General features: G+C 62.1%; 25 protein-coding genes. 10 read left to right on the forward strand and 15 right to left on the reverse strand.

Going from position 1 to position 24,477, the window contains the following annotated elements:
- Positions 1 to 17 precede the first annotated feature (17 nt).
- The 4 genes from BM079_RS06805 to BM079_RS06820 all read left to right on the forward strand — a co-directional run bounded on the left by BM079_RS06805 (position 18) and on the right by BM079_RS06820 (position 2,914).
- The gene (locus BM079_RS06805; protein ID WP_090132206.1) at positions 18 to 716 is read left to right on the forward strand and encodes a DUF484 family protein; all 699 of its coding nucleotides are present in this window, start codon (positions 18 to 20) and stop codon (positions 714 to 716) included.
- A complete protein-coding gene (locus BM079_RS06810; protein ID WP_090132208.1) occupies positions 713 to 1,675 on the forward strand; it encodes a tyrosine recombinase XerC in 963 nt (320 codons plus the stop codon). Before BM079_RS06805 ends, BM079_RS06810 begins: the two co-directional genes overlap by 4 nt.
- Positions 1,672 to 2,394 (forward strand): HAD family hydrolase, encoded by a 723-nt coding sequence (locus BM079_RS06815; RefSeq protein WP_090132210.1) that lies wholly within the window; start codon positions 1,672 to 1,674, stop codon positions 2,392 to 2,394. The genes BM079_RS06810 and BM079_RS06815 overlap by 4 nt, the downstream gene beginning before the upstream one ends.
- Before the next feature lie 181 nt (positions 2,395 to 2,575).
- Positions 2,576 to 2,914, forward strand: coding sequence for a hypothetical protein (locus tag BM079_RS06820; protein ID WP_090132212.1), 339 nt, complete (start codon positions 2,576 to 2,578; stop codon positions 2,912 to 2,914).
- Between the two features lie 109 nt (positions 2,915 to 3,023).
- On the opposite strand, the gene yihA is transcribed toward BM079_RS06820, so the two are convergent.
- Entirely contained in the window at positions 3,024 to 3,650 is a 627-nt protein-coding gene (yihA, locus tag BM079_RS06825) for a ribosome biogenesis GTP-binding protein YihA/YsxC (RefSeq protein WP_090132214.1), read from the reverse strand.
- 217 nt (positions 3,651 to 3,867) lie between these two features.
- Here yihA and BM079_RS06830 point away from each other — a divergent pair, with 217 nt between their 5' ends.
- Positions 3,868 to 4,527 carry a thiol:disulfide interchange protein DsbA/DsbL gene (locus BM079_RS06830; RefSeq protein ID WP_090132216.1) on the forward strand — a complete coding sequence of 220 codons (660 nt, stop codon included), beginning with the start codon at positions 3,868 to 3,870 and terminating at the stop codon, positions 4,525 to 4,527.
- Between the two features lie 72 nt (positions 4,528 to 4,599).
- Positions 4,600 to 5,424, forward strand: coding sequence for an endonuclease/exonuclease/phosphatase family protein (locus tag BM079_RS06835; RefSeq protein WP_090132219.1), 825 nt, complete (start codon positions 4,600 to 4,602; stop codon positions 5,422 to 5,424).
- A gap of 121 nt (positions 5,425 to 5,545) precedes the next feature.
- Here the strand turns inward: BM079_RS06835 and nuoN are convergent, their stop codons facing one another.
- The 13 genes from nuoN to BM079_RS06900 form a co-directional block, all read right to left on the reverse strand.
- Complete coding sequence (nuoN, locus tag BM079_RS06840; RefSeq protein WP_090132221.1) at positions 5,546 to 6,994, reverse strand: NADH-quinone oxidoreductase subunit NuoN; 1,449 nt, start codon at positions 6,992 to 6,994, stop codon at positions 5,546 to 5,548.
- A gap of 6 nt (positions 6,995 to 7,000) precedes the next feature.
- Complete coding sequence (gene nuoM / locus BM079_RS06845; RefSeq protein WP_090132222.1) at positions 7,001 to 8,524, reverse strand: NADH-quinone oxidoreductase subunit M; 1,524 nt, start codon at positions 8,522 to 8,524, stop codon at positions 7,001 to 7,003.
- 121 nt (positions 8,525 to 8,645) lie between these two features.
- A complete protein-coding gene (nuoL, locus tag BM079_RS06850; RefSeq protein WP_090132224.1) occupies positions 8,646 to 10,499 on the reverse strand; it encodes an NADH-quinone oxidoreductase subunit L in 1,854 nt (617 codons plus the stop codon).
- Positions 10,496 to 10,804 (reverse strand): NADH-quinone oxidoreductase subunit NuoK, encoded by a 309-nt coding sequence (gene nuoK / locus BM079_RS06855; RefSeq protein WP_090132226.1) that lies wholly within the window; start codon positions 10,802 to 10,804, stop codon positions 10,496 to 10,498. The genes nuoL and nuoK overlap by 4 nt, the downstream gene beginning before the upstream one ends.
- The gene (gene nuoJ / locus BM079_RS06860) at positions 10,801 to 11,367 is read right to left on the reverse strand and encodes an NADH-quinone oxidoreductase subunit J (RefSeq protein WP_090132228.1); all 567 of its coding nucleotides are present in this window, start codon (positions 11,365 to 11,367) and stop codon (positions 10,801 to 10,803) included. The genes nuoK and nuoJ overlap by 4 nt, the downstream gene beginning before the upstream one ends.
- Positions 11,368 to 11,394: 27 nt before the next feature.
- A complete protein-coding gene (gene nuoI, locus BM079_RS06865) occupies positions 11,395 to 11,943 on the reverse strand; it encodes an NADH-quinone oxidoreductase subunit NuoI (protein ID WP_090132230.1) in 549 nt (182 codons plus the stop codon).
- Between the two features lie 34 nt (positions 11,944 to 11,977).
- Entirely contained in the window at positions 11,978 to 12,955 is a 978-nt protein-coding gene (nuoH, locus tag BM079_RS06870) for an NADH-quinone oxidoreductase subunit NuoH (protein WP_090132232.1), read from the reverse strand.
- Complete coding sequence (gene nuoG, locus BM079_RS06875) at positions 12,952 to 15,693, reverse strand: NADH-quinone oxidoreductase subunit NuoG (RefSeq protein ID WP_090132235.1); 2,742 nt, start codon at positions 15,691 to 15,693, stop codon at positions 12,952 to 12,954. Before nuoG ends, nuoH begins: the two co-directional genes overlap by 4 nt.
- Positions 15,694 to 15,774: 81 nt before the next feature.
- Entirely contained in the window at positions 15,775 to 17,112 is a 1,338-nt protein-coding gene (nuoF, locus tag BM079_RS06880) for an NADH-quinone oxidoreductase subunit NuoF (RefSeq protein WP_090132238.1), read from the reverse strand.
- Entirely contained in the window at positions 17,109 to 17,666 is a 558-nt protein-coding gene (gene nuoE, locus BM079_RS06885; protein ID WP_090132241.1) for an NADH-quinone oxidoreductase subunit NuoE, read from the reverse strand. Before nuoE ends, nuoF begins: the two co-directional genes overlap by 4 nt.
- Positions 17,667 to 17,668: 2 nt before the next feature.
- The gene (gene nuoC, locus BM079_RS06890; protein ID WP_090132244.1) at positions 17,669 to 19,438 is read right to left on the reverse strand and encodes an NADH-quinone oxidoreductase subunit C/D; all 1,770 of its coding nucleotides are present in this window, start codon (positions 19,436 to 19,438) and stop codon (positions 17,669 to 17,671) included.
- Positions 19,439 to 19,501: 63 nt separating this feature from the next.
- Positions 19,502 to 20,179 carry a NuoB/complex I 20 kDa subunit family protein gene (locus tag BM079_RS06895; protein WP_090132247.1) on the reverse strand — a complete coding sequence of 226 codons (678 nt, stop codon included), beginning with the start codon at positions 20,177 to 20,179 and terminating at the stop codon, positions 19,502 to 19,504.
- A gap of 75 nt (positions 20,180 to 20,254) precedes the next feature.
- Positions 20,255 to 20,689 carry an NADH-quinone oxidoreductase subunit A gene (locus BM079_RS06900; RefSeq protein WP_090132249.1) on the reverse strand — a complete coding sequence of 145 codons (435 nt, stop codon included), beginning with the start codon at positions 20,687 to 20,689 and terminating at the stop codon, positions 20,255 to 20,257.
- A 356-nt stretch (positions 20,690 to 21,045) separates the two neighbouring features.
- Between BM079_RS06900 and thiD the strand changes: the two genes are divergently transcribed.
- The 4 genes from thiD (at position 21,046) to BM079_RS06920 (ending at position 24,122) form a co-directional block, all read left to right on the forward strand.
- A complete protein-coding gene (thiD, locus tag BM079_RS06905; RefSeq protein ID WP_090132251.1) occupies positions 21,046 to 21,846 on the forward strand; it encodes a bifunctional hydroxymethylpyrimidine kinase/phosphomethylpyrimidine kinase in 801 nt (266 codons plus the stop codon).
- A gap of 95 nt (positions 21,847 to 21,941) precedes the next feature.
- Positions 21,942 to 22,799, forward strand: coding sequence for a universal stress protein (locus BM079_RS06910; protein ID WP_090132253.1), 858 nt, complete (start codon positions 21,942 to 21,944; stop codon positions 22,797 to 22,799).
- A 49-nt stretch (positions 22,800 to 22,848) separates the two neighbouring features.
- Complete coding sequence (gene dtd, locus BM079_RS06915; RefSeq protein ID WP_090132255.1) at positions 22,849 to 23,286, forward strand: D-aminoacyl-tRNA deacylase; 438 nt, start codon at positions 22,849 to 22,851, stop codon at positions 23,284 to 23,286.
- 47 nt (positions 23,287 to 23,333) lie between these two features.
- Positions 23,334 to 24,122, forward strand: a complete 789-nt coding sequence (locus BM079_RS06920; protein WP_245742861.1) for an SDR family oxidoreductase — start codon at positions 23,334 to 23,336, stop codon at positions 24,120 to 24,122.
- A 111-nt stretch (positions 24,123 to 24,233) separates the two neighbouring features.
- On the opposite strand, the gene chaB is transcribed toward BM079_RS06920, so the two are convergent.
- Positions 24,234 to 24,464 (reverse strand): putative cation transport regulator ChaB, encoded by a 231-nt coding sequence (gene chaB / locus BM079_RS06925; protein ID WP_090132261.1) that lies wholly within the window; start codon positions 24,462 to 24,464, stop codon positions 24,234 to 24,236.
- Between the last annotated feature and the right edge of the window lie 13 nt (positions 24,465 to 24,477).

Below are 24,477 nucleotides of genomic sequence, written 5' to 3' on the forward strand. Positions count from 1 at the left end.
CCCCTTCGGGAGATGACATGACCGATGACAGCACTGCCCCTGATCAACCCGGCGCCGAGACACTTGACGCCGATCAGGTCAGCGACTGGCTTTCACGCCACCCCGACTTTTTTGAAGGGCGTGAGGCACTGCTGGCCTCGTTGCACATTGCCCACCCGCAGACCGGCGGCGCCGTATCGCTGGTCGAGCGATTGATTGCAACCCTGCGCGCGCGCACCGAGCAGGCCGAGGGCCAGCATCAGGCGCTTTTGAATGCCGCGCGCCAGTTCGACCAGCAGGCAGGCGCCATGCGCGCACTGACCCTGTCGCTTTTGCAGTCGGAAAGCCGGGATTCGTTGGCCCAGACACTGACGGCCGAACTGGGGGAGCGTTTCAACGTGTCGCATCTGGCGCTGTGGCGACAGCTTCTTCCCGGTGAATGGGCCCAGCCGCCCACCCATGCCCTTGATGACGATACCGATCAATGGATTGCCACGCGGCTGCCGACAGCCGGTGACGGCCTGACGCTGGACAGCACCACCGCCGAGCGTCTGCTGCCCGGCACATCCCTGGCGGGCGGCCGCTGCGTCGCGACCCGGCTGGCGCTGGGCGAGCGTCACGGCTATCTGGTGCTGGCGCATCCCTTTGATACCACCCTGCCCTGGATCATGGCCACGGAGAACATGACCTGGCTGGGTCAGGTCACGGCCTGCCTGCTGCAGCGAACCCCGTCATGAGCGCCCTGCTGCCACTGGTCGAGACCTTTATCGAACGCCTGCGCCATCGGCACAGCCCGGCCACGATCGATGCCTATCGTCGCGATCTGGCGGCGCTGATGGCATTCATGGACCGCGAGGAGATTCCCTCGTGGGACGCGCTCGACATGCATCACCTGCGCCGGTTTCTGGGCCGTGAGCGTACCCGTGGCCTGGCCGCACGCAGCCTGGCACGGCGTCAGGCGGCCATCCGCCGCTTCTGCGATCTGCTGGTCGAGCAGAATCTGCTGAGCCACAACCCCGCCCGGCTGCTGGACACGCCCAAAATGCCACGGCATCTGCCGCGACCGGTCGATGTCGATGTGCTCGGACAGTTTCTCGATACACCGCATGACGGTTCACCGCTGGCACTGCGCGACCAGGCCATGCTGGAGCTCTGCTATTCCAGCGGCCTGCGCCTGGCCGAGCTTGCCGGTATCGACCTGAGCGATATCGATGCGCAGCGCGCCCGGGTCCGCGGCAAGGGCGACAAGCCTCGCCAGGTCCCCATCGGCCGGCGTGCCGCTACCGCACTGGCCGACTGGCTGAAGGTGCGGGGCATGCTGGCCGGCCCGCATGAGCCGGCCCTGTTTGTCAGCACCCGCGGGCAGCGCCTGGGCCATCGCGCCATTCAACTGCGCATGGCGCACCTTGGACGCGAACGCGGGCTGCCGGAGCATCTGCACCCGCACCGCCTGCGCCACAGCTTTGCCAGCCATCTGCTGGAATCCAGCCAAGACCTGCGCGCCGTACAGGAGCTGCTGGGCCATGCCCATCTCTCCACCACCCAGGTCTACACCCGGCTGGACTGGCAGCATCTGGCCGACACCTTTGATCGCGCTCATCCACGCGCGCACCGCCGCCCCGGCACCGAACGCCACTCATCCTCCCGTGAGGCCGCGCCTTCCGGGACCTCGGACAATCAGGACACGCCCTCATGATCAAGGCCATCACTTTCGATCTCGACGACACCTTCTGGGACAACGGCCCGGTGATGGCCGCCACCGAGCCCGGTCACTACCAATGGCTCGATGAGCAGATCGGCCATGCCGCCCGCTTCCCGCTGGAGGAGTATCAGCGTCGCCGCATGGCGCTGGCACAGCAGTATCCGTTGTATCGGGGGGACTTTACCTGGCTGCGGCGCAAGACCCTCACCGACATGCTGGTCGAGTTCGGTCTGGCCGGTGATGAGGCCGGTCGCTGGGCCGATGACACCATCGAGCACATGCTGACGCTGCGCCACGACGTGACGATCTTTGAAGAAGTGCCGGCCATGCTGGAAAGACTGCGCGGTCGCGGGATACGTCTGGGCGCGATCACCAACGGCAATGTGGATCTGGAACGTCTGGTCATCGCCGAGCACTTTGACGTCATCATCAAGGCCGGCGTGGCGCTGGCGCCCAAGCCCGATGCGCGCTGCTTTCTGTCGGCCATGGCCCGGCTCGGCATGGCCGCACCGCGCGAGACGGTCCATGTGGGCGATTCATGGGCCGAGGATGCGCTGCCGGCACAGCGCCTGGGCATGCATGTGGCCTGGATCGATGCCAAAAATACCGGACTGCCCGAGCAGCCCCCCGGCGGTATCCACCGGCTGACCCACATTCGCGAGCTCGAAACGCTGCTGGCAACGCTTGAGTCTTCAGGTGATGATCAGCGGTGACAGCGGAAATCCGGAAAAATTCAGTTACCTTTTAAAACACTCGACTATTATTGGGTCATGAAATAATAAGCACGCTTTTATAGCGCTTCACGAGGCATCAAAGCATGCCCCGATCGACAATAATGACTGCCTGGCGCGGGTGTTCATCCTTTTTCATCGACCCTGATAGGCTCTCCGGATCATGCGTCCTCTCGACATTCTCAGCATTACGCTGGTGCTCTGTGGCATGGCACTGGTCATTGCACTGCCCATGGCAGACAAGGTGACGCTTTCAAATCAACAGAGCGTCGAGCAGCGCAGTGCGACCCTGCACTACCCGGGGCAGCAGAGACAGACCAGCGCGCTCTGGCAGTTTGAGGGCGAGCAGGGTCAGTCACGGCCCACGCTTTTTGACCCCGACCGCTCCAGTGACGGCGCTCGTCTGATGCAGAGCGTGCCGGGGGTTTTACATGCCCCGGAAACGCCTGCGCCCACCATGGGCATGCGCTACCCGGCCGGCCGCCAGATCTATAGCTTCTGACCCTGTCGTTCATGAAAAGCCGTCGTTCCTGAAAAATCGTCGTTTTCAGGGTCCGTCGCTTCCAGCCCTTCAGAGCCCACGGCCTCCAGAACATACCGGACCCGCTTGATCAGGTCGGCTCTTCGCCCGGCGTCAGCCAGCGGCAGAGCCGGTCGTTGAGCGCCTCCACGCCCTGTCGTTCCTGCGACGAGAAAAGCTGTACGCTGACCAGATCTTCCCACTCCCTGAGCTGATGGCGCACCTTCGACAGCACACCCATGGCCGCCCCACGCTTGAGCTTGTCGGCCTTGGTCAGCAGGATGTGCAGGGGCATATCGTTGTCATCCGCCCAGCCCATCATCATCTGATCAAACTCGGTCAGCGGATGGCGAACGTCCATGACCAGCACCGTCCCCTGCAGGGAGCGCCGCTCGCGCAGATAGTGCGCCAGATGCTCCTGCCACTTGCGACGCACGGCCTCCGGCACCTTCGCATAGCCGTAGCCGGGCAGATCGACCAGCCGATATTGCGGATCACCCACGGTGAAAAAATTGATCAGCTGCGTGCGTCCAGGCGTTCTCGACGTGCGCGCCAGCGCCTTTTGTTGGGTCAGGGTATTGATGGCACTGGATTTGCCGGCATTGGAGCGTCCGGCAAAGGCCACCTCGAGCCCGTTATCCGCCGGACAGCTCGCCAGCGTCGGGGCACTGGTCAGAAAGGTGGCCGACTGAAAATGATGACGCATGACATCCGACATGGGGCTATTTCCAACGATGAGGCAATGGGCAACGATGAGACAATGGCGCGAGTGTAACACCCCGGATGAACGCCTCGCTCGTCAGTCGTGTCCGGGTCTGCCATGATGGCAGGGAACCCTTCGAGCGTTGAACGTTCAAAGTAACGCGACATAACATGCTGATAACAACAGCACTCGAATATCGAATCATATTGGCTGTTCAGGGAGAAACGCTGTGATGCTGAAGAATGTTCCGGGCGCTCGCTGGCTGATCGCCGTCGTTGCCGTTTGTGGTCTGTCGAGCATGGCCGTGGCGGCCGAGCCGGTCGCCGGACAGGATTACGAAGTCCTCGATAAACCGGTTTCCAGTGAACTGCCCGATGGCCAGATCGGTGTGACCGAAGTCTTCTGGTATGGCTGCCCGCACTGCTACGCACTGGAAGAGCCGCTGGAAGCCTGGGTAGACACCCTGCCTGACGACGTCACCTTCGAACGTCTGCCGGCCACCATGGGCAAGGTCTGGATGCGTCACGCCACGGCCTATTATGCGGCACAGGAGCTGGGCATCTTCAACACGAAGTTTCATCGTGCCTTCTTTGACGCCATCCAGAAGGATGGTCATCGCATGACCGATGACGACGAGATCGCCGAGTTCTTCACCCATTACGGCGTCAGCAAGGATGAGGCCCTCAAGGCGCTCAACTCCTTTGGCGTCAAGAGCCAGCTCAATCAGGCCAATGCCCGTATGAAGGCCTACAAGCTCATGGGCGTACCGGCGCTGGTTGTCGATGGCCGCTACGTCATTACGCCGCGCTCGGCCAACGGCCTGGACAACATGCCTAAAATCGCCGAGGCCCTGATCGAGAAAACGCGTCAGGAGCAGGAAGGCAACGACTGATTCCTCGTGCCGGTGGCCCGATACGGCAATGCCGTGTCGGGCTCTCCTCTGCTCTGCCCATCGGGATATTGAATGCAGGACGACAGCCAAAGCGATCGCACAACCTCTTTGAAGCTGCTCACCTTCAACATGCAGGTGGGTATCCACACGCACGCCTATCATCACTACGTCACGCGCAGCTGGCAGCACTTTCTGCCCAATCGCGGTCGCGCTACCCGGCTCGATGCGATGTGTGACACCTTCCGGGAGTTCGATGTAATCGGGCTGCAGGAAGTGGACGGTGGCAGCTTTCGCTCAAGCAATATCAATCACGTGGAATATCTGGCCGCTCAGGCCGGCTTCCCCTACGCCTCGCAGCAGCTCAACCGCGACTTCGGCCGGTTTGCCAAGCACAGCAACGGTCTGCTCAGTCGTCTGGCCATCAGCCATACCAGCAATCACCGACTGCCGGGCCCCAAGGGGCGCGGCGCGATGCATATCCGCTTCGGTGAAGGCCCTGAAGCCCTGCACCTTTTCGTGCTGCATCTGGCGCTGGGCACGCGCACTCAGCATCTCCAGCTCGACTACATCAGCGAACTGATCGCTCCGCTCAAGAACGTCATTATCATGGGCGATCTGAACTGCACGCTTGAAAAGCTCAGGGCCCATCCGCGTTTTTCCCGCGCGCTGGCCCTTGATCAGGGCCGTGGCATTCCCAGCTATCCGGCCTGGCAGCCCAATCGTGCGCTGGATCACATCCTCGGCTCACCGGCGCTGAAGATGCATCATCTGCGCGCGCTGCCGCCGCTTTACTCCGATCATCTGCCGCTGGCCGTGGAGATCACCCTGCCGCTGCCCTGTGCGCGCAGCATCTCCATTGCAGGGCTTGGGGGCACCACCCCGGAGAGCGTGCGCTAGCCATCGCAGCGGCCGTACCACACAGCACAATGCAAAGCAGCACAACGACGCAGTAAAACGCAGAGCGCCCCATCCCAAAGGATGGGGCGCTCTGACATGACCACGAAGCAAAAGCAACGGCTCAGCCCAGCGAAGCTCCACTGACCAGCATGATCATCGGCTGCGGATAGACCCCGAGCACCAGCACGGCCAGTGCCAGCAGAATGACCATGATGCCGCCGGCACGCTGCCCCCAGTCGCTGGAGGCGTCATACTCCTCCTCCTCGGTGGGATGCAGATAGAGCATGACCATCACCCGCAGATAGTAATAGAGGCTGATGGCACTGCCGATGATCACACCGGCCACCAGCCACCAGAGCTGCGCCTCCACACCGGTTGCCAGCACGTAGAATTTGCCGATGAAGCCTGCCGTCATGGGAATGCCGGCCAGAGACAGCATCATGACCGTCATGACGGCCGCCAGATAGGGCCGGCGCCAGAACAGGCCGCGATAGAACTTCAATGAGGCCACATCACTGCCCTGCCAGGGGCTGGAGACCAGCGCGATGACCCCGAAGGTGGCCAGCGTCGTCGCCACGTAAGTGATCAGATAGATGCCGGTGGTCAGAAGCGCCATGTCGTCGCTGGCGGCCACCACGGTCAGCAGATAGCCCAGATGGCCGATGGAGGAGTAGCCCATCAGCCGCTTGATGTTGTCCTGACGCAGCGCCATCAGGTTGCCCACCAGCATCGATAGAAACGCAATGACCGCCACCATCGTATGCAGACTGGCCATATCGGTGACCGGCGCGCTCATGAACAGACGCATCACAAGCGCAAAGACGGCAATCTTGCTGACCGTGGCCAGAAAGGCCGTTACCGGTGCCGGGGCGCCCTCATAGACATCGGCCGTCCAGAGGTGAAACGGTACCAGCGACAGCTTAAAGGCCATCGCGATCACCATCATGCCGATGCCCATCAAAAGCCAGCTGGCATGACCACCGCCCTCGGTGAGACGCGCGCCCAGATCGGCGAAGGCCAGCGAGCCCGACTCGGCATACAAGAGCGCCATGCCAAAGAGCAGAAAGGCCGAAGCGGCTGCCGACAGCACCATGTACTTGATACCCGACTCCAGGGACAGCCGGGTGCGATAGGCATACGCCGCCATGCCGTAGAGCGGCACACTGAGAAGCTCGAGCCCGAAGAACAGCGACAGCAGGTGATCGCTGCCCACCATGGTCAGACCGCCCAGTACCGAGCAGCCCAGCAGCATGTAGAACTCTTCCTTCTGATCGTCAAAGCCCTCCAGATAGGCATGGGCCAGTGTCGTCGAGGCCAGTCCCGCAATCAGGATCAACGCCATGTAGAGCACGGCATAGTTGTCGATCAGCAAAAGCGGCGACACGCGAATCGGCGTGACCGTCAGTACCGCCAGCAGCGAAAAGAGCGCTGCGTTGAGACCGATCGTGGTCAGCGTGGCAGTCGCAAAATGATGGCGACGCCAGGCAATGCCCAGCATCACCACGATGACCGTGGCGCAGACGATCAGAAGCGGTAACAGGGCGATCAGATGTGACAGGGTCAGATTCATGTCGGCTCAGCCCGCAAACGAAGGTGAAACAGCAAACCAGTGACGCACTTCATGCATCGCGCCCTGCGAAATATCGAGCACCACCTGGGGGTAGAGCCCCAGCGCAATGGTCAGCACCAGCGTGCCCAGCAGCATCGCGTACTCGCGGCCATCCAGATGCGCGATGGTGCTCTTCTCGCGCGGCGGGCCCCAGTAGACCCGATGCATCAGAATCAGCGAGTAGACGGCCGACAGCACCAGACCACCACTGGCGATCACCACCACCCAGGGCGCGACATCAAAGGCCCCGAACAGGATCAGGAACTCGCCGATGAAGTTGCCGGTGCCCGGCATGCCGAGCGAGGCCATGACAAAGGCCAGTGCAAAGCCCGGCAGCGCCCCCAGCCGGCCGAACAGACCGCCCATCTGACGCATGTCGCGGGTATGCAGACGCTCATAGAGCTGACCGCTGATCATGAACAGTCCCGCCGCCGAAAACGCATGTGCGACCATCTGCAGGATGACCCCCTGCAGTGCCAGCAGCGTGCCGGAGTAGATACCGATCAGGACAAACCCCATGTGGGAAATACTGGAGCAGGCGATCAGGCGCTTGATGTCGGTCTGGGCAAAGGCCAGTACCCCGCCGTAAAAGATGCCGACCAGACCCAGCCCCATCGCGATGGGCGCAAAGGCCTGCGAGGTTTCCGGAAACAGGGGCAGTGCAAAGCGCAGCAGACCGTAGGCGGCGGTCTTGAGAAGGATGCCGGCCAGATCCACACTGCCCGCCGTCGGCGCCTGAGCGTGGGCATCCGGCAGCCAGCCGTGCAGCGGCACCACCGGCAGCTTGACGGCAAAGGCGATGAAGAACCCGAGCATCAGCACCCACGACATGACGCCGGTGATCGGTGTCTCGCGCAGGATACCGTAATCAAAGGAGAACACCCCGGTCTGGGTGTAGTGCATGAACACCAGCCCCAGAATGGAGACCAGCATCAGAAGGCCCGAGGCCTGGGTATAGATAAAGAACTTGATGGCTGCCGACACCGGTGATTTGCCTTCCGATTCATGCCCCCACAGGGCAATCAGGAAGTACATCGGTACCAGCATCATTTCCCAGAAAAAGAAGAACAGAAACAGGTCAATGGCCAGAAAGACCCCGACCACACCGCCGATCACCCATAGCAGGTTGAGGTGGAAAAAGCCGATGCGCCGATCGATCTCCTTCCAGGAGCAGACCACCGCCAGAATCCCCAGAAACCCGGTCAGGGTCACCATGATCAGTGACAGGCCATCGAGCGCCAGATGGAAGGTAATGCCGAAGGCATCGATCCAGGGCAGCTGGAACTGGCTCTGCCATTCGGGCGTATTGCCGACCGCCTGCGACAGGCTGTAATCACCGCTTACCCACAGGCCGAGTGCCAGCACCAGCAAAAGCACCATGGAGAACAGCGCAATCCAGCGCGGCATGGCCGTATTGGGCCTGATCAGCTCGAACTGCCAGCACAGCAGCCCCCCGATGAAGGGAATGAGTAATAGCCAGGGCAACATCATGGCGTGATCGCATCCTTGATCGTGGTTGTAGGCACAAGAGGCCGGGCAGCCCTGCTACCAGCGGCAGAACGCTTCAGGGTGACGGCCCTGTATCGAGACGACTCGGTCATGTCAGCGCCTCTCATAGCAATAGCAGAAGCACCAGCATCACGATGGCGCCCCCCGTCATGACCGCGGCGTACCAGCGCAGCCGGCCGCTCTGGGTATCGGACAGGAGCCCGTTGAACATCAGCGCCAGCCCCGGCCAGAGATTCATCAGGCTGTTGACCCAGTCACGACGATGAAGCCATGCAATAAACAGAAACGGCTTGACCGTGATCCTGTCGTAGAGCCAGTCGAAGGCGAAGGCGCTGTTGAAAAAACGCCATAGCCGGCTGCCCTCTTTCGTCTGCACCAGCGAGTCCACCAGTCGGCGACGGCCGAGGAACAGTCCCGCGGCGATGCCCACGCCCACAACGGCCACAATGGCGGCCAGAATCTCGAGCATCAGCTGCACGCTGTGGCCGTACTGACCGCCGGGGCCTGCGGGCAACACGTTCTCCAGTGGCGGATGAATCATCGCCCCCAGGTAGGTGGACAGCAGCGCCAGCACGATCAGCGGTACGTGATGCGAAAGCCCCCGCCCGGCATGCGGATGAATATGCTCACGCCCGTGGAAGACAATAAAGATCATGCGGAAGGTATAGACCGACGTCAGGAAGGCCCCGAACAGCGCCCCGAGCCACAGCCAGGTATGGCCGTGATCAAAGGCGAGCCACAGGATCTCGTCCTTGGAGTAGAAGCCGGCAGAGATCAGCGGCAGAGCCGACAGCGCCGCGCCCCCGATCAGGAAACAGGCATAGGGCAGCTTGAGCGTCTTGCGCAGCCCCCCCATTTTGAAGATGTTCTGCTCGTGATGGCAGGCGATGATGACCGACCCCGAAGTGAGAAAGAGCAGCGCCTTGAAAAAGGCGTGCGTCATCAGGTGGAAGATCGCCACGTCCCAGGCCTGAACGCCGAGCGCCAGAAACATGTAACCGATCTGGCTCATGGTGGAATAGGCCAGTACCCGCTTGATATCGGTCTGTGCCAGCGCGGCAAACCCGGCCACCAGCAGCGTCACCATACCGATCAGCCCCACCAGCTCGAGCGTCATCGGTGCCAGCTCGAAGATCACGTGCGTCCGGGCGATCAGATAGACCCCGGCGGTCACCATGGTGGCGGCGTGGATCAGGGCCGAGACCGGCGTGGGACCGGCCATCGCATCAGCAAGCCAGGTCTGCAGCGGCAGCTGGGCCGACTTGCCGACCGCCCCGCCCAGCAGCATCAGCGCCGCAAGTTCCGCCATAAGATCACCCCGGCCCCAGGCCTCGGGCGCCAGACGCAAAAGCTCCTGAATATTGAGCGTGCCGAACTGGGCAAACAGCAAAAACATGCCGATGGCCAGAAACACATCGCCGATACGGGTGACGATAAAGGCCTTGAAGGCGCACCAGGCGTTGTACTCGCTCTGATAGTAGTAGCCGATCAGCAGATAGCTGCAAAGGCCTACCCCTTCCCAGCCCAGATAGAGCAGAAAGAGGTTATCGCCCAGCACCAGCAGCAGCATGCTGAACACGAACAGGTTCATGTAGGCAAAAAAGCGCGCAAAACCCGGGCCGCCTTCGAGATCCTCGCGCATGTACCAGGCTGCGAACAAATGGATCAGAAAGCCGACCCCGGTAATGATGCTGACCATGGTCAGCGACAGGCCGTCCAGATAGAGCGAGAAGGCCATCCGGAAGTCTTCCACCGCGACCCACTGCCAGAGTGTCTGGGTCACGCCGTCATTGGCGCCACCGTAAAAGGCCACGTTGAGCCAGACCATGACCAGCGCCGCAAGCCCGACCGAGCCCACGCCGACCGCGCCGGCCAGCCGAATCGGCATGCGCGGGTTGAAGGCCAGGATCAGCGCGCCCAGCAGCGGAAACAAAGGGGTCAGAAACAGTATATTCATCCTTTCATCTCGCTGGCTGCGTCAATGTCGAGCGTCCTGAACCGGCGCTGCAGCTGGATCAGAAAGCCCAGCCCGATGCTGGCTTCGGCCGCGGCCAGGGTAATGATCGCAATGAACATGACCTGTCCGTCCGGCTGTCCCCAGTGCATACCGGCGACGATGAAGGCAAGTCCTGTAGCGTTCATCATGATCTCGAGACTCATCAGAATGAACAGCAGGTTGCGCCGCACCAGCAGTCCCGCCAGCCCCATGACAAACAGAATGGCGGCCAGCGCCATGCCGTGTTCCAGTGGAATACCGCTCATGACTGCCTCCCTTCGTCGTTGCCGGCCGGTGCCCGCTGCACGCTTTCGTTCATGTCACGCTCAAGCTGAGGCTCGTCGTTGCGGCCGATGTGCGAGGCGGCAATCAACGCCGCCAGCAGCAGCATCGCTGCCAGTTCCACCGCCAGAAGATAGGGACCGAACATTCGGGTGCCGACTTCTCTGGCGCTGAGTTCCTCACCGGAGATCGTGCCGATGCCACCGCCGTGCCAGAAGGAGAACACCAGCACGAGCAGAAGGAGAGCGGCCATGATCGAGGGTCCCACCCAGATGCGCGGGGCCAGCCAGCGGCGCTCCTGATCGGCGGTCTGACTGCCCAGATTGAGCATCATGACCACGAAGACAAAAAGCACCATGATGGCCCCGGCGTAGACGATGACCTCAAGGGCAGCAGCAAAGGGCGCGCCGAGGCTGTAGAAGACCACGGCCACGGCCAGCAGCGAGATGATCAGATACAGCAGCGCATGCACGGCATTGGTGTGCGTGATCACGCGAAAGGTGGCAACAATGGCGACCAGTGCGGCCAGATAAAAAGCAATTTCCACGACGAACTCCCCGATGCTGCCTGCGCCCTAGGGCAGAAGCGTTTTGACGTCGACCGGCTCGGCCTCGTTTTGCGCCGCGCCCTTGGGCTTGCCGGCTACCGACAGGCCCGCGACACGATAGAAATTGTAGTTGTGATCCTTGCCGGGCCCCGAAATCAGCAGGTCACGCTTTTCAAAAACCAGCTCCTGACGGTTGTACTCGCCGAGCTCGAAGTCCGGCGTCAGCTGGATGGCCGAGGTGGGACAGGCCTCCTCGCACAGACCGCAGAAGATGCAGCGGGAAAAGTTGATACGAAAGAACTCCGGATACCAGCGGCCGTCTTCCTTCTCCCCCTTCTGCAGCGAAATACAGGCCACCGGGCAGGCCACGGCACACAGGTTGCAGGCCACGCAGCGCTCTTCGCCGTCGGGGTCGCGCGTCAGCACGATGCGCCCACGATAGCGTGGCGGCAGATAGGGCTGCTCTTCCGGGTAGTTGAGCGTTTCACGCTTGTGAAAGGCGTGCTTGAACACCATCCAGCCGGTGCGCAGCTGCGTCCCGGTGCCGGTCACTACCTTGATGATCGAATGCAGCATGTTTTCTGCCTCGTTCGTTGTTCAGTGAAGGGACTCAGGCCGTCAGCAGGACAACCGCCCCGGTCACCAGAAGATTGATCAGCGTCAGTGGCAGACAGAACTTCCACCCGAACTGCATCACGCGGTCATAGCGCGGGCGTGGCAGGGCCGCGCGCGCCAGAACAAACAGCATGATGAAAAAGGACGTCTTGAGCAGGAACCAGACGATCGGCGGCAGCAGCGGACCATGCCACCCGCCCATGAACAGGGTGGTCAAAAGCGCCGAAATCAGCACGATGCCCACGTATTCACCGATGAAGAACATGCCGAACTTCATGCTCGAATATTCCACGTGGTAACCGTCAGCGATCTCCTGCTCCGCCTCGGGCTGGTCAAACGGCGCCCGGTGGGTGACGGCAACGCCGGCAATCAGAAAGGTCAGAAAGCCGAAGAACTGCGGCACGATATACCAGAGCCCCTCCTGGCCGTTGACGATGTCGCGCATGTTGAACGATCCCGTCATCGCCACGATCCCCATCAGCGAGAGCCCCATGAAGACCTCATAGGAGAGTGTCTGCGCCGAGGCGCGCATGGCGCCGATCAGGGCGTACTTGTTGGCGCTGGCATAGCCGCCAAAGAGCACCGCATAGACGTTGATGCCGGCCATGGCGAAGAAGAACAGCAGCCCGATGTTGAGATCGGCCACGCCCCAGGTGGGCGTGATGGGAATGATCAGAAACGACAGCAGCAGCGAGGCAAAGGCGATGGCCGGCGCCAGCACGAAGAGCTTGCGATCGGCAAAGGGCGGAATCCAGTCTTCCTTGAAAAAGATCTTGATCATGTCCGCAATCAGCTGCCCCGCCCCGAACGGCCCGACCCGATTGGGCCCATGGCGATCCTGCCAGAGCCCCAGCAGGCGCCGCTCGATGACGGTCAGAAAGGCGCCGCTGAGTACGGCGGCCAGCAGAATCACGATCGACTTCAAAACGCCGATCGTGATGGCAAGCAGCACATCGGTACTCATCCAGCTCATGCGCTGACCTCCACAGTGACAGTGGCACATTCACCGGCAAGCCCGCGCGGAATGCCCGGCAGCTGCGGCAGACCGATCAATCCGGCGCGCATGTCGCGACTGACGCGCACCGGCAGATGCAGCTGGTGACCTGACGTCTGCAGGTAGACCGATTCGCCCGGTGCGACACCCAGCCGGTCGGCATCCTCCTGACCCAGCACCACGAAGGACTCGCTCATGCGCGCCTGAATGGGCTCGGCACGCGCCGACATCTCCTCACCGCCAAAGAGCTGCGGCAGGGTCACAACGTACCAGCAGTCATCGCGCGGCTCGTAGGTCTCCGGAATGTCGGTAAACCAGTCACGGGGGCGACTCTCGAGGCGCTGCTGATCGAAGAGTCGAATCCCCGGATCCCCGGCGCTCAGATGGCCACCGACCTCGTCCTGAAACTTGTTCCACGCCTGTGGCGAGTTCCAGCCCGGCGCCCAGGCAAAGGCGACCTGCGAACGGGGTTCACCGTAGCCGCTGTAGCCCTCCATCGAGAAGGCGAAAGCGGAATCCGTGTCCTGCGGGGCGCGGGGTTCGTGGACGCTAAGATTGGCGCGCATGGCGGTGCGACCACTTGAACGGTGTGGCGAGCGGGCCAGCTTCTGTCCGCGAATACGAAACGAGGCGCTGGGCGCGGCATTGAGAATGCCGACCATTTCGGGATGCACCCGTGCGCAGTCGGCCGTCACGTCATCGATCTGAGTCCAGTCGACGCCGCGCCCTTCCATGGTGGTGTGCAGCGCATGCAGCCAGCGCCAGCTCTCATGGGTCAGGTCGTTGGGGCGGTAATAGCCCGGGTCGTAGACCTGAAAGAAGCGCTGGGCGCGACCCTCGTGACTGACCAGCGTCCCGTCGCCCTCGGCAAAGGTCGCTGCCGGCAGCGCCAGGTGGGCTCGTTCAAGGGTAGGCGTGCGCTGATGGTCGATGACCACCAGTGTCTCGACCGCCTTCAGCGCCTGGTCGATCGTGCTGCTGGCCAGCCGCTGGTACAGATCGTTTTCCAGAATGACGGCCGCATCGGCGCGAGCCTCGCCGCCCTGCAGGCTCTCAAGCGCCCACTCCAGAGAGTGACCGCCCAGCATGGTCAGACCGGTGCTATTGGCCTCACCGCTGATCAGCGACACCGACGGCGCTTTTCCAACCGTATTCAGTGCCTTCGCCAGATTGGCCGCCGCCTGCAGCACGGCGGTGCTGCCAAGGCTGGTGCCGGAGATGATCAACGGCCTTTCGGCGCCCTTGAGCGCCTCGGCCATGGACTCGACCAGCGCCCGCGCGGTGTCATCCATATCCTCGATGGCGGGCGCGGCAGGTGCCAGCGCGTGGGCCAGTGCCTGACCAAGCCGGGCAATCTCTTCCGGCGCGCCGTGCCAAGTATCACGGGCGATGTCATCCAGCCGCGTTTCGGTCAACGAGGCGATAAAGACCGGACGGGTACGGCCCTGACGCAGCGTATGCACCGCGTTGGCATTCCACGCCGGAATGCCGTTGGCCTCGGCCATTTCTTCACCGCGGCCGTTGGCCGCCTGGCGTACGGCCAGCGCCACACGCGCCGCGCTCTGGATCAGATCCTCACCCAGCACGATCACCGCATCGTGATCCTCGATCTCGCGCATGGACGGGATGTGCCAGTGCCCTTCGCGCTGGAGTGTCTGGATCAGCTCGAGACACTCGAGCTCGCGATGGGCGATACCGGTCGAGAAGTTGTCAGCCCCGACCAGCTCGCGCAGCAGGTGGTTGCTTTCAAGGCTGGCGCGCGGCGAGCCGATGCCGATCACCCGCCGGCTGCCCTTCAGACGCTCGGCCGTGCGATCCAGCGCGTCATCAACGCCCAAAAGCTCGGGCTCGTGATCTCCGGTACGCTGGGTCGGCTGCTGCGGGCGATCGCTTCGATTGACGTAGCCGTAGCCAAAGCGGCCGCGGTCACACAGGAAATAGTGGTTCACGTCGCCGTTGTAGCGGTTTTCGATCCGGCGCACCTCGCCGTAGCGCTCACCCGGGCTGGTATTGCAGCCGCTGGAACACTGATGGCAGATGCTGGGCGCAAACTGCATGTCCCACTTGCGCGTATAGTGCTCGGAGTGGGTGCGGTCGGTGAACACGCCGGTCGGGCAGACCTCGGTCAGGTTGCCGGAGAACTCGTTTTCCAGCGTGCCGTCTACCGTACGACCGAAATAGATGTTTTCGTGGGCCCCGAAGGCGCCAAGATCTTCGCCGCCGGCGTAATCCTTGTAAAAACGCACGCAGCGATAGCAGGTAATGCAGCGGTTCATCTCATGGCCGATGAAGGGGCCGAGATACTGATTCCTGTGGGTGCGCTTCTTGAAGCGATAGCGGCGACGGTCGTGGCCGGTCATGACCGTCATGTCCTGCAGATGACAGTGGCCGCCCTCTTCGCAGACCGGGCAGTCGTGCGGGTGGTTGGTCATCAGCCACTCGATGACGCTGGCGCGAAAGGCCTTCGCTTCCTCGTCATCGATCGAAATATACGAATCGTCCTTGATCGGCGCCATGCAGGACATGACCAGCATGCCGCGCTCGTCGTCGGCGTCCTTGTACTGCTTGACCGCGCACTGGCGGCAGGCACCGACGCTGCCCAGCGCCGGATGCCAGCAGAAATAGGGAATATCGAGGCCCAGCGACAGGCAGGCGTGCAGCAGATTGTCACTGCCGTCGACCTCGTAGTCCTTTCCGTCTACATGAATGGTTGCCATGAAGCTTGCCTTTTGCCTGTCACGGCCCGGCAGTCACCGGGCTTTTTGATCGTTATGCCACTCGTCTGGTACTGCCCGCGCCTACACCGACCCGACCGGAATCGGCTCGGCGTGCGCCTTGTGCTGCGCATGTCGAATGCCGGCCTCGAACTCATGTCGAAAATGCTCGATGGCGGTCTCCAGTGGCATCGCCGCGCCCGGTGCGTGGGCACAAAATGTCTTGCCGGGACCAATGTCATGGGCCAGCGCCACCAGCATATCGATATCGCCCTCTTCACCTTCGCCGCGCTCAATGGCGCGCAGAAGTTTCACGCTCCAGGGCAGTCCGTCACGACACGGCGTGCACCAGCCACAGGATTCACGAGCGAAAAACTCTTCGAGGTTACGGGTCAGCGACACCACGCTCTGGTTGTGGGCCACTACGGTCATCAGCCCGGTCCCCAGACGACTGCCGGCCTTGCCGATGGCATCAAACTCCAGCGGCAGCTCGAGGTGTTCCGGCAGTAAAAAGCCGGTGCTGCCGCCACCCGGCAGCCAGGTCTTGAGCTCAAGCCCATCACGCATACCGCCGGCCATGTCCAGCAGCTCGGCGCCGCTCACGCCCATCGGCAGCTCGACCAGCCCGGGGCGTTTCACTCGACCGGACACACCGAAGATCTTGGTGCCGCCATCCTCGCTGCGCCCACCTGAAAGATTCTGATACCACTCGCCGCCATGCAGGGCGATGGCCGGCACGTTGCACAGTGTCTCGACGTTATTGACCACAGTGGGCTTGCCCCAGGCCCCGCTCTGTCCCGGAAAGGGCGGCTTGGAGCGCGGATTGGCGCGGCGGCCTTCCAGCGAGTTGATCAGCGCGGTCTCTTCACCGCAGATATAGCGCCCGGCGCCGGTGTGCAAGAAGATGTCGAAGTCAAAATCGCTGTCGCACACCTTCGGGCCCAGAATGCCGGCCTCGCGGGCTTCAGCAAGCGCCCTTTCGATTCGTTCGGCGGCCAGCACATACTCACCGCGCAGAAAGATGTACCCCATGCGTGCGTTGTTGGCGTAGCCGGCCAGAATCATGCCTTCGATCAGCAGATGGGGAATCTCCTCCATCAGCATGCGGTCCTTGAAGGTGCCCGGCTCCATCTCGTCGGCGTTGCAGACGATGTAGCCGCGAGGATGGTCCTCACCACGCGCCGTCAGGCTCCACTTGGTGCCGGCGGAGAAACCGCCGCCGCCGCGACCGCGCAGGTTGGCGGTCTTCATGTTCTCGATCAGATCATCCGGTGACAGGTCGCGCAGCGTGGTGCGCAGCGCCTCATAACCGTCCTTTTGCTGGAATTCGGCCAGATCGACGTAGCCGCGATCCTCGCGCAGACGATAGGTCAACGGATGAGTTTCGCCATTGGTGCTGGTAGAGAAGAGATGACTGGTCATGTGTAGCGCTCCAGCAGTGCCGACACGTCGCCGGGGTCTACCGGCCCATGCAGGTCCTCGTTGATCATGAGCGCCGGGCCGCGATCACAGGCCCCCAGGCAGCACACCGGGAGCATCGTGAAGCGATCGTCACCGGTGGTCTGGCCCAGGCCGATGCCCAGCTCGTTCGAGAGGGCATCGCGCAGCTCGTCATGGCCGGTCAGGAAGCAGGAGCTGCTGTCACAGACCAGGATAACGTGACGCCCGACCGGCTGACGAAAGATCAGGCTGTAGAAGGTCGCCACGCCCTCAACGTCGCTGGAGGGAATCCCCAGCACATCGCTGATGGCAATCACGGCGCCATCCGAGACCCAGCCGCGCTGCTTCTGCACGATCTTGAGCGCGCCGATCGAGGCCGCACGCGGGTTTTCGTAGTGTCCCATCTCGTGCTCGATTTCGTGGCGCTCTTCATCAGTGAGCTCGAAATCATTAACGTGCCCAGCGCTGGCAATCAGGTTGCCCTGACTGGCCTTGCTGACGCGGGTATTGCCGGTTGCGGGAGTATCCATGGTCATGGTTATCGATCCACGTCGGCCATTACAAAGTCGATGCTGCCCAGGTGCGCGATCAGATCCGGCACGAACCCGCCGTTGATGACGGCCGGAATGTGCTGAAGATGGGCAAAGCTGGGCGTGCGAATCCGGGTGCGATAGCTCATGGTGTTGCCATCGCTGGTCAGGTAGTAGCTGTTGAGCCCCTTGGTCGCCTCGATCATCTGAAACGACTCGTTGGGCTTGAGCACCGGCCCCCACGAGACCTGCAAAAAGTGGGTGATCAGCGTTTCGATGTGCTGAAGCATCTTGTCGCGCGGCGGCGGCGTGGTCAGCGGATGATCGGCCTTGTAGCCACCTTCGGGCATGTTTTTCAGACACTGTTCGATAATGCGCAGGCTCTGGCGCATCTCCTCGATGCGCAGCATGCCGCGATCAAACACATCGCCGTTGGTGCCGACCGGAATATCAAAGTCAAAATTCTCGTAGCCCGAGTAGGGTTTGGCCTTTCTCAGATCGTACTTGAGGCCGGTGGCGCGCAGGTTGGGCCCGGTGACCCCCCAGGTCAGCGCTTCGGCGGTGGTATGCGTGGCGATGTTGACCGTACGCTCACGCACGATCGAGTTGTCCATCATCGCGCGCTCGTACTCATCCAGCCGCGGCGGCATCCAGTCCAGAAAATCGCGGACCAGCTTTTCCCAGCCGCGCGGCAGATCGTGCGCCACACCGCCGATACGAAACCATGCAGGGTGCATGCGAAAACCGGTGATCGCCTCGATCACGTGATAGGCCCGCTGGCGGTCGCTGAAGGTGAAAAAGACCGGCGACATCGCGCCCAGATCCTGCAGGAAGGTGCCCAGAAACAGCAGGTGGGAATTGATGCGAAACATCTCGGCCATCATCACGCGGATGGTCTCGGCACGCGATGTGACGGTGATGCCGGCAAGCTTCTCGACCGCCAGAATGTAGGGCAGGTTGTTCATCACCCCGCCGGTATAGTCAATCCGGTCGGTGTAGGGAATATAGCTGTGCCAGGACTGGCGCTCGGCCATCTTCTCGGCGCCACGGTGGTGATAGCCGATGTCCGGTACGCAGTCGACGACCTCTTCACCGTCAAGCTGCAGCGCGATGCGAAACACGCCGTGTACGGAGGGGTGGTTGGGCCCCAGGTTCAGAAACATGTAGTCAGTGTCGCGGCTTTGTCGCTTCATACCCCAGTCTTCGGGCTTGAAACGCAGCGCTTCCTGCTCACGGTCCTGACCTTCCATCGTCAGCGTATAGGGGTCGAATTCAGTCGCGCGCGCCGGATAGTCCTTGCGCAGCGGATGACCGTTCCAGGTCGGCGGCATCAGCATCCGGCTCAGGTGCGGATGGCCCGTGAACTCGATGCCGAACATGTCAAAGACTTCACGCTCGTACCAGTTGGCATTGAGATAGACCTGGCACAGGGTCGGGACGCGCAGATCGTCCTCATGCAGCGCCACCTTGATCATCAGCTCGCTGTTACGCTCAAGCGACATCAACTGATAGAAGACGGTGAAGTCGGCCGGCGGCAGGCCGTTGCGATGCATGCGCAGGCGCTCGTCCACACCGTGCAGGTCGTAGAGCAGCACGAAGGGCCTGTCGACCTGCTGCACGAAGTGCATGACCTCGATGAGCTGTTCGCGCTTCACCCATACCACCGGCATGCCGGTCAGCGTCGGCTGCACCACCAGATTCGCATCGCCAAAGCGCGCCTTCAGCTCATCAACGATGGCGAAGGTTATATCGCCTGCCTGTGAAGTCTCGGTCGTCATCCGTTGTTTTCCATCGCCAGTGAACCGGGCCTGCCTGTCCCGTGGAGGCCCGTATGCCGGTCGTTACACTTCATCGGGTGAACGCAGCTCGGTAACCGCGATGCGCTCATCACGTCGTTTTTCACGCTGGGAAGGCATCTCGGCCTTGTAGACGCCCTGATCGCCGACCACCCAGGTCAGCGGGCGGCGCTCCTGCTGAATGGAGTCCTGCAGAAGCTGCAGTGCCTGGAGGAAAGCTTCAGGCCTCGGCGGGCATCCCGGGATATAAACGTCGACGGGAAGAAACTTGTCGACACCCTGAACGACCGAATAGATGTCGTACATGCCACCGGAGTTGGCACACGAGCCCATCGAGATCACCCACTTGGGCTCCAGCATCTGGTCGTAAAGCTCCTGGATGATGGGGGCCATCTTGATAAAGCAGGTCCCCGAAATCACCATCACGTCGGCCTGACGGGGTGAGGCACGCAGTACTTCGGAGCCAAAGCGGGCGATGTCGTGCGGTGCGGTAAAGGCCGTGGTCATCTCCACGTAGCAGCAGGAGAGTCCGAAGTTATAGGGCCACAGGGAGTTCTTGCGCCCCCAGTTGACCACGTTGTGCATGATGTTTTCGAGCTTGCCCATGAACACGTTGCGATGTATCTGATCGTCCATGGGGTCGTCGACGACGCGGCGCTCTCCGACCGGGTACTGGCTGTCCTGCGGAGCATCAGGGTCGATGCGCGTCAGCTTGTAGGACATCCGTGGTCCTCCCTGAAAACGTCATTGATCGTTACCGGGTCCTGCCGGGGCGGCTATAAAGCGCCCGATCAGGGCTCAGTCTTCGGCGTGATTGCGCTGGGCTGGCTGGTGCACCCGGTCAGGCTGCGTGCGGCGTCTCGGCACCCAGTCCAGTGCCCCGACGCGGCTGTCATAAATCAGACCGGCCAGCAGAATAAAGATGAAGATGCTGGCGCCTATCAGCCCGGCCCAGCCGGTGTCGCGAATGGAAATGGCCCAGCCGAACAGATAAAGCGCTTCCACGTCGAAAATGACGAAGAGCATGGCCACCAGGTAGAACTTGACCGAAAACCGCTGATGGGCGCTGCCGGTCGGGACGATGCCGGACTCGTAGGGTGTTTCTTTCCTGTGCCCCCAGGCGCTTCCGCCCAGCAGGGCGGAAGCTGTCACCATGAAGGTACAAAGAGCCAGTACGGCGACAATGAAAACACCGACTGACCAGTTTTGGGCCAGTTGCGCTGCCAGATCCATGGACGCTCACTCATCTTGGTCTGCTCCGATGACATTGCATCGATCGGAACTTTCATTATTCAACCACCCGGGAGGTACTATTCGGATAACAGCTGCCCGGATGACAGGAATTCTCGGTTGCGGAAGGTCAGGTCTGCGTCGAGATCACATCGTTAAATTAGAAGCCAGCGCGGGATTTTTCCAATGCCGTCATTGGCTTTTTTGATGTCGATTTTGGAATGTTCCCCCTGTAGCCTTCATGTATCCAATCGAAATATCGCCGCGACGCATTAGACCTTGGTCTTATATTTTACGGCATCGCCGATTTCAAGAATGTTGCATGGCACCCTGATGGTGCTGACCCTTCTGGAGATTTCATGCGCCCGATCCGTTTTCTCTCCATTGCCGGCACCGATCCCAGTGGGGGTGCCGGACAGTCCGCCGACCTCAAGACGGCCAGTGCCCTGGGCGCCTATACCACCAGCGTTCTCACCACCGTGCTGGCCCAGAACACCTGTGGTGTTCGCAAGGTCATGCCGCTGCCGCAGGCCATGATTCGTGCCCAGCTCGAGGCCGTGTTTGACGATATCGCCATCGACTGCGTCAAGATCGGCATGGTCAGCGATCTCGACACGGCTCGCCTCATTCAGGAATTCATCGAGCGCTATCAGCCGGCGCATGTCGTGCTGGACCCGGTGATGGTCGCCAAGAGTGGCGACATGCTGGTGGATCGTGACGGCTTTCACGCCGTGCGGGACGTCCTGATTCCGGTGGCCGACGTCATCACACCCAACCTGCCGGAAGCCGCCGTGCTGCTGGACACCGACATTCCCTCAAACCATGAGGAGATGGCCGCCATGATGCCGGCACTCGGCACGCTGGGCAGCGATATCGTGGTGCTCAAGGGCGGCTATCTGACCGGCGACGTCAGCAACGATCTGGTGCTGACGCCCGAAGAAACGCACTGGCTGGAATCGCCGCGCGTTCATACAAGGTCTCTGCATGGTTCGGGGTGCACACTGGCCTCGGCCATCGCGGCCCTGCTGCCCCGGCATGACACGCCGATCGAGGCGATCAGGCAGGCCAAGGCCTACATGACCCGGGCACTGGAAACTGCCGACCGTCTCGAGGTCGGTCAGGGCCAGGGGCCGGCCCATCACTTTCACGCCTGGTGGTAGATGCGAGGGCAGGCAACCACTATCCTTTCAGCGATGCTCCTGCCAACACCGACACCTGCGGGCGCCCTTCTTATTGACCGGGCAAGGATTCAGCCATGAATACGACGCTGCTGCTGGCCACTGATCTCTCCCACGAATGTCAGGCGGCCCTGGTGCGGGCGCTGCATCTGTCGCAGCGCAGCCAGTCGCGACTGGACATCCTGCATGTCGTGGACCCCTATCTGCCCGAGCACACGCTACCGGCGCTGGTGCATGCCATCGAGGAAGAGATCGATCGCACGCTCAACACGCTGTGCGAGCATCACGAGCTCAATCGTCCCGCCGCGACAGAGATTCACATCGTCAGCGGCGTACCCTATGCCGAGATCATTCGCGAGGCCTACGAGCGCAGCGCCTCGATGATCGTCATGGGCACCCACCGCAAGCAGGGCCAGCCGGATCTGATCAGCGGCACGACCCTGTCGCGCGTCATGCGCCGGGCCCCCTGCCCGGTGGTCAGCATTCCGCATGATGGCGAGCCGGACTGGCAGGACATCCTGGTACCGGTGGACTTTTCGCTCGCCTCGCGCCACACCCTCAAGGAGGTGTTGACGCGCTTTCCCAACGTGCGCCTGACGCTTTTGCATGCCTGGGACATGCCGGTGGCCATGGAGCTCTGCGAGGGCACCAATTATCAGCACTGGCGCGACATGGAGCGCCAGCGCCTGCGCCAGCAGCTCGAGCTTGAAACCGAGCGCCTGATGGCCGATTTACATGCAAAGCCCGATCTGGAACTGGTGCTGCAGCAGGGCGACCCCTCCCAGGTGCTGCTGGACCGGCTGCGTCAGCAGCCGCCCGATCTGCTGGCACTGGGCAGCCACATACGCGTCGGCATCGGCCGCGCTACCGACAGCCTGCTGGAGCGGCTGCTGACCGAAACCCGCGGCGATCTGATGCTGTGTCGCACCTGGTAGCCGGCAGCGTCAGGCGTGTTGTGACCATGAAACGGATAACGGAGAGACCATGCGGGCCCTGATTCAGCGCGTCAGCCAGGCAAGCGTTCATGTTGACGGTGAGCGCATTGGCGCCATCGAGGGTGGGCTACTGGCCCTGATCGGCGTCGAGCGAGACGACACCCCGGAGCGCGGTGAAAAACTGCTGCAGAAGATGCTCAACTACCGCGTCTTCAGCGACGAACAGGGCCGCATGAACCTTGGGCTGGCCACTATCCAGGGCGGCCTGCTGCTGGTGTCGCAGTTCACCCTGGTGGCCGACACGCGCAAGGGGCTGCGCCCGGGCTTTTCCAGTGGCGCCACACCGGAAGAGGGCGAGCGACTCTTCAACCATCTGGTCGAGCGCGCGCGACAGGCGCATCCCGTCGTGGAAACCGGCCGCTTCGGTGCCGACATGCAGGTCTCGCTGATCAATGACGGCCCTGTCACGTTCCTGCTGGAAAGCTGAAGGTTGAAAGGCCGGCCCCACGCATCACCTCGAACAGGCAACACATCATGAGTTTCCATTCTTCCGACATGCGCTCTTCCGACACGCGCGTGGCGCTGATTACCGGCGGCGCTCAGGGCATCGGACGCGGCATTGCTGACGACCTCATTGCCCGGGGCTGGCAGGTCATGATCATCGATATCGATGCAGAAGCCGTCGAGGAGATGCGCGAGCGCCATGATGCAGCACAGCTGCTGGCCGTTACCGCCAGCGTCAGCGACGAAACGGCGATCGCGGCGGCATTCGAGCGACTGAAGCAGTGGCAGGACCGGCTGGATCTGCTGGTCAACAACGCAGGTCCCGCCGATCCATACTGCGGACCGCTGGAGTCGCTGTCGCTCGAGCGCTGGCATCACTGGCTGGACAACCACCTTACCGGCGCCTTTCTCTGCTCGCGCGCGGCCATCCCACTGCTGCGCCGCACAACGGGATCGATCATCCACATGGCCTCGACCCGGGCCCTGCAGTCCGAGCCCGAAAGCGAAGGCTATGCCGCCAGCAAGGGCGGCCTGCTGGCGCTGACTCATGCCATGGCCGTGAGCCTGGGCCCCGATATTCGGGTCAACGCCATCTGCCCGGGCTGGATCGAGACCGGCGAGCATCAAAAGGCCGCCAGCCGGGAAACGCCCGTTCACAGCGATGTTGATCGTCAGCAGCACCCGGTCGGCCGCGTGGGGCATCCCGATGACATCGCCGCGCTGGTGGCCTTTCTGGCCAGCCCCGAGGCCGGCTTCATTACCGGTCAGCATTTCCCGGTGGATGGCGGCATGACGCGAAAGATGATCTACGCCGAGTAGCCGCCAACACCATTTGCCGGATACCCCCCGCCACCGGGTACAAAAAGGGCCGCCCCGATGAGGTGGCGGCCCTTGCTCGGGAGCCCCGGATTCCCGAAAGTCATCAGCCGGCTAGTGCTTCGGGTGCCACTTGTTGTCATCGCCCTTCTTGTATTTTGACTCGACCGCCTTCCAGGCCACGGCGTGAGCCGTCTCCTCGCGGGAGGCGTTGCCGCGGCGGTCAGAGGGGTCGGCATACTCGTCCCAGGCGCTGTTGAAGGCTTCCTTGTAGATGGTTCGGGCATGTGGTGGCAGCACCTTGCGCGCGCTGTCCGGAATGTCATCACGATGATCGTAAGGCATGTCTCCTCCCTGA

It is taken from the genome of Kushneria avicenniae, from assembly GCF_900112585.1.
In the GTDB taxonomy this organism is placed as follows: Bacteria; Pseudomonadota; Gammaproteobacteria; order Pseudomonadales; family Halomonadaceae; genus Kushneria; species Kushneria avicenniae.

Excerpts from the sequence above, each read along its gene's own strand:
- BM079_RS06920 (WP_245742861.1), top strand. The coding sequence starts at position 23,334 with ATGAGTTTCCATTCTTCCGACATGCGCTCTTCCGACACGCGCGTGGCG.
- BM079_RS06895 (WP_090132247.1), bottom strand. The coding sequence starts at position 20,179 with ATGTCCTACAAGCTGACGCGCATCGACCCTGATGCTCCGCAGGACAGC.
- BM079_RS06810 (WP_090132208.1), top strand. The coding sequence starts at position 713 with ATGAGCGCCCTGCTGCCACTGGTCGAGACCTTTATCGAACGCCTGCGC.
- chaB (WP_090132261.1), bottom strand. The coding sequence starts at position 24,464 with ATGCCTTACGATCATCGTGATGACATTCCGGACAGCGCGCGCAAGGTG.
- BM079_RS06835 (WP_090132219.1), top strand. The coding sequence starts at position 4,600 with ATGCAGGACGACAGCCAAAGCGATCGCACAACCTCTTTGAAGCTGCTC.
- nuoG (WP_090132235.1), bottom strand. The coding sequence starts at position 15,693 with ATGGCAACCATTCATGTAGACGGAAAGGACTACGAGGTCGACGGCAGT.
- BM079_RS06830 (WP_090132216.1), top strand. The coding sequence starts at position 3,868 with ATGCTGAAGAATGTTCCGGGCGCTCGCTGGCTGATCGCCGTCGTTGCC.
- BM079_RS06910 (WP_090132253.1), top strand. The coding sequence starts at position 21,942 with ATGAATACGACGCTGCTGCTGGCCACTGATCTCTCCCACGAATGTCAG.
- nuoF (WP_090132238.1), bottom strand. The coding sequence starts at position 17,112 with ATGACCAGTCATCTCTTCTCTACCAGCACCAATGGCGAAACTCATCCG.
- nuoM (WP_090132222.1), bottom strand. The coding sequence starts at position 8,524 with ATGATGTTGCCCTGGCTATTACTCATTCCCTTCATCGGGGGGCTGCTG.
- BM079_RS06900 (WP_090132249.1), bottom strand. The coding sequence starts at position 20,689 with ATGGATCTGGCAGCGCAACTGGCCCAAAACTGGTCAGTCGGTGTTTTC.
- yihA (WP_090132214.1), bottom strand. The coding sequence starts at position 3,650 with ATGTCGGATGTCATGCGTCATCATTTTCAGTCGGCCACCTTTCTGACC.
- nuoC (WP_090132244.1), bottom strand. The coding sequence starts at position 19,438 with ATGACGACCGAGACTTCACAGGCAGGCGATATAACCTTCGCCATCGTT.
- nuoE (WP_090132241.1), bottom strand. The coding sequence starts at position 17,666 with ATGACCATGGATACTCCCGCAACCGGCAATACCCGCGTCAGCAAGGCC.
- dtd (WP_090132255.1), top strand. The coding sequence starts at position 22,849 with ATGCGGGCCCTGATTCAGCGCGTCAGCCAGGCAAGCGTTCATGTTGAC.
- BM079_RS06815 (WP_090132210.1), top strand. The coding sequence starts at position 1,672 with ATGATCAAGGCCATCACTTTCGATCTCGACGACACCTTCTGGGACAAC.
- BM079_RS06820 (WP_090132212.1), top strand. The coding sequence starts at position 2,576 with ATGCGTCCTCTCGACATTCTCAGCATTACGCTGGTGCTCTGTGGCATG.
- nuoI (WP_090132230.1), bottom strand. The coding sequence starts at position 11,943 with ATGCTGCATTCGATCATCAAGGTAGTGACCGGCACCGGGACGCAGCTG.
- nuoH (WP_090132232.1), bottom strand. The coding sequence starts at position 12,955 with ATGAGCTGGATGAGTACCGATGTGCTGCTTGCCATCACGATCGGCGTT.
- nuoN (WP_090132221.1), bottom strand. The coding sequence starts at position 6,994 with ATGAATCTGACCCTGTCACATCTGATCGCCCTGTTACCGCTTCTGATC.
- BM079_RS06805 (WP_090132206.1), top strand. The coding sequence starts at position 18 with ATGACCGATGACAGCACTGCCCCTGATCAACCCGGCGCCGAGACACTT.
- nuoL (WP_090132224.1), bottom strand. The coding sequence starts at position 10,499 with ATGAATATACTGTTTCTGACCCCTTTGTTTCCGCTGCTGGGCGCGCTG.
- thiD (WP_090132251.1), top strand. The coding sequence starts at position 21,046 with ATGCGCCCGATCCGTTTTCTCTCCATTGCCGGCACCGATCCCAGTGGG.
- nuoK (WP_090132226.1), bottom strand. The coding sequence starts at position 10,804 with ATGAGCGGTATTCCACTGGAACACGGCATGGCGCTGGCCGCCATTCTG.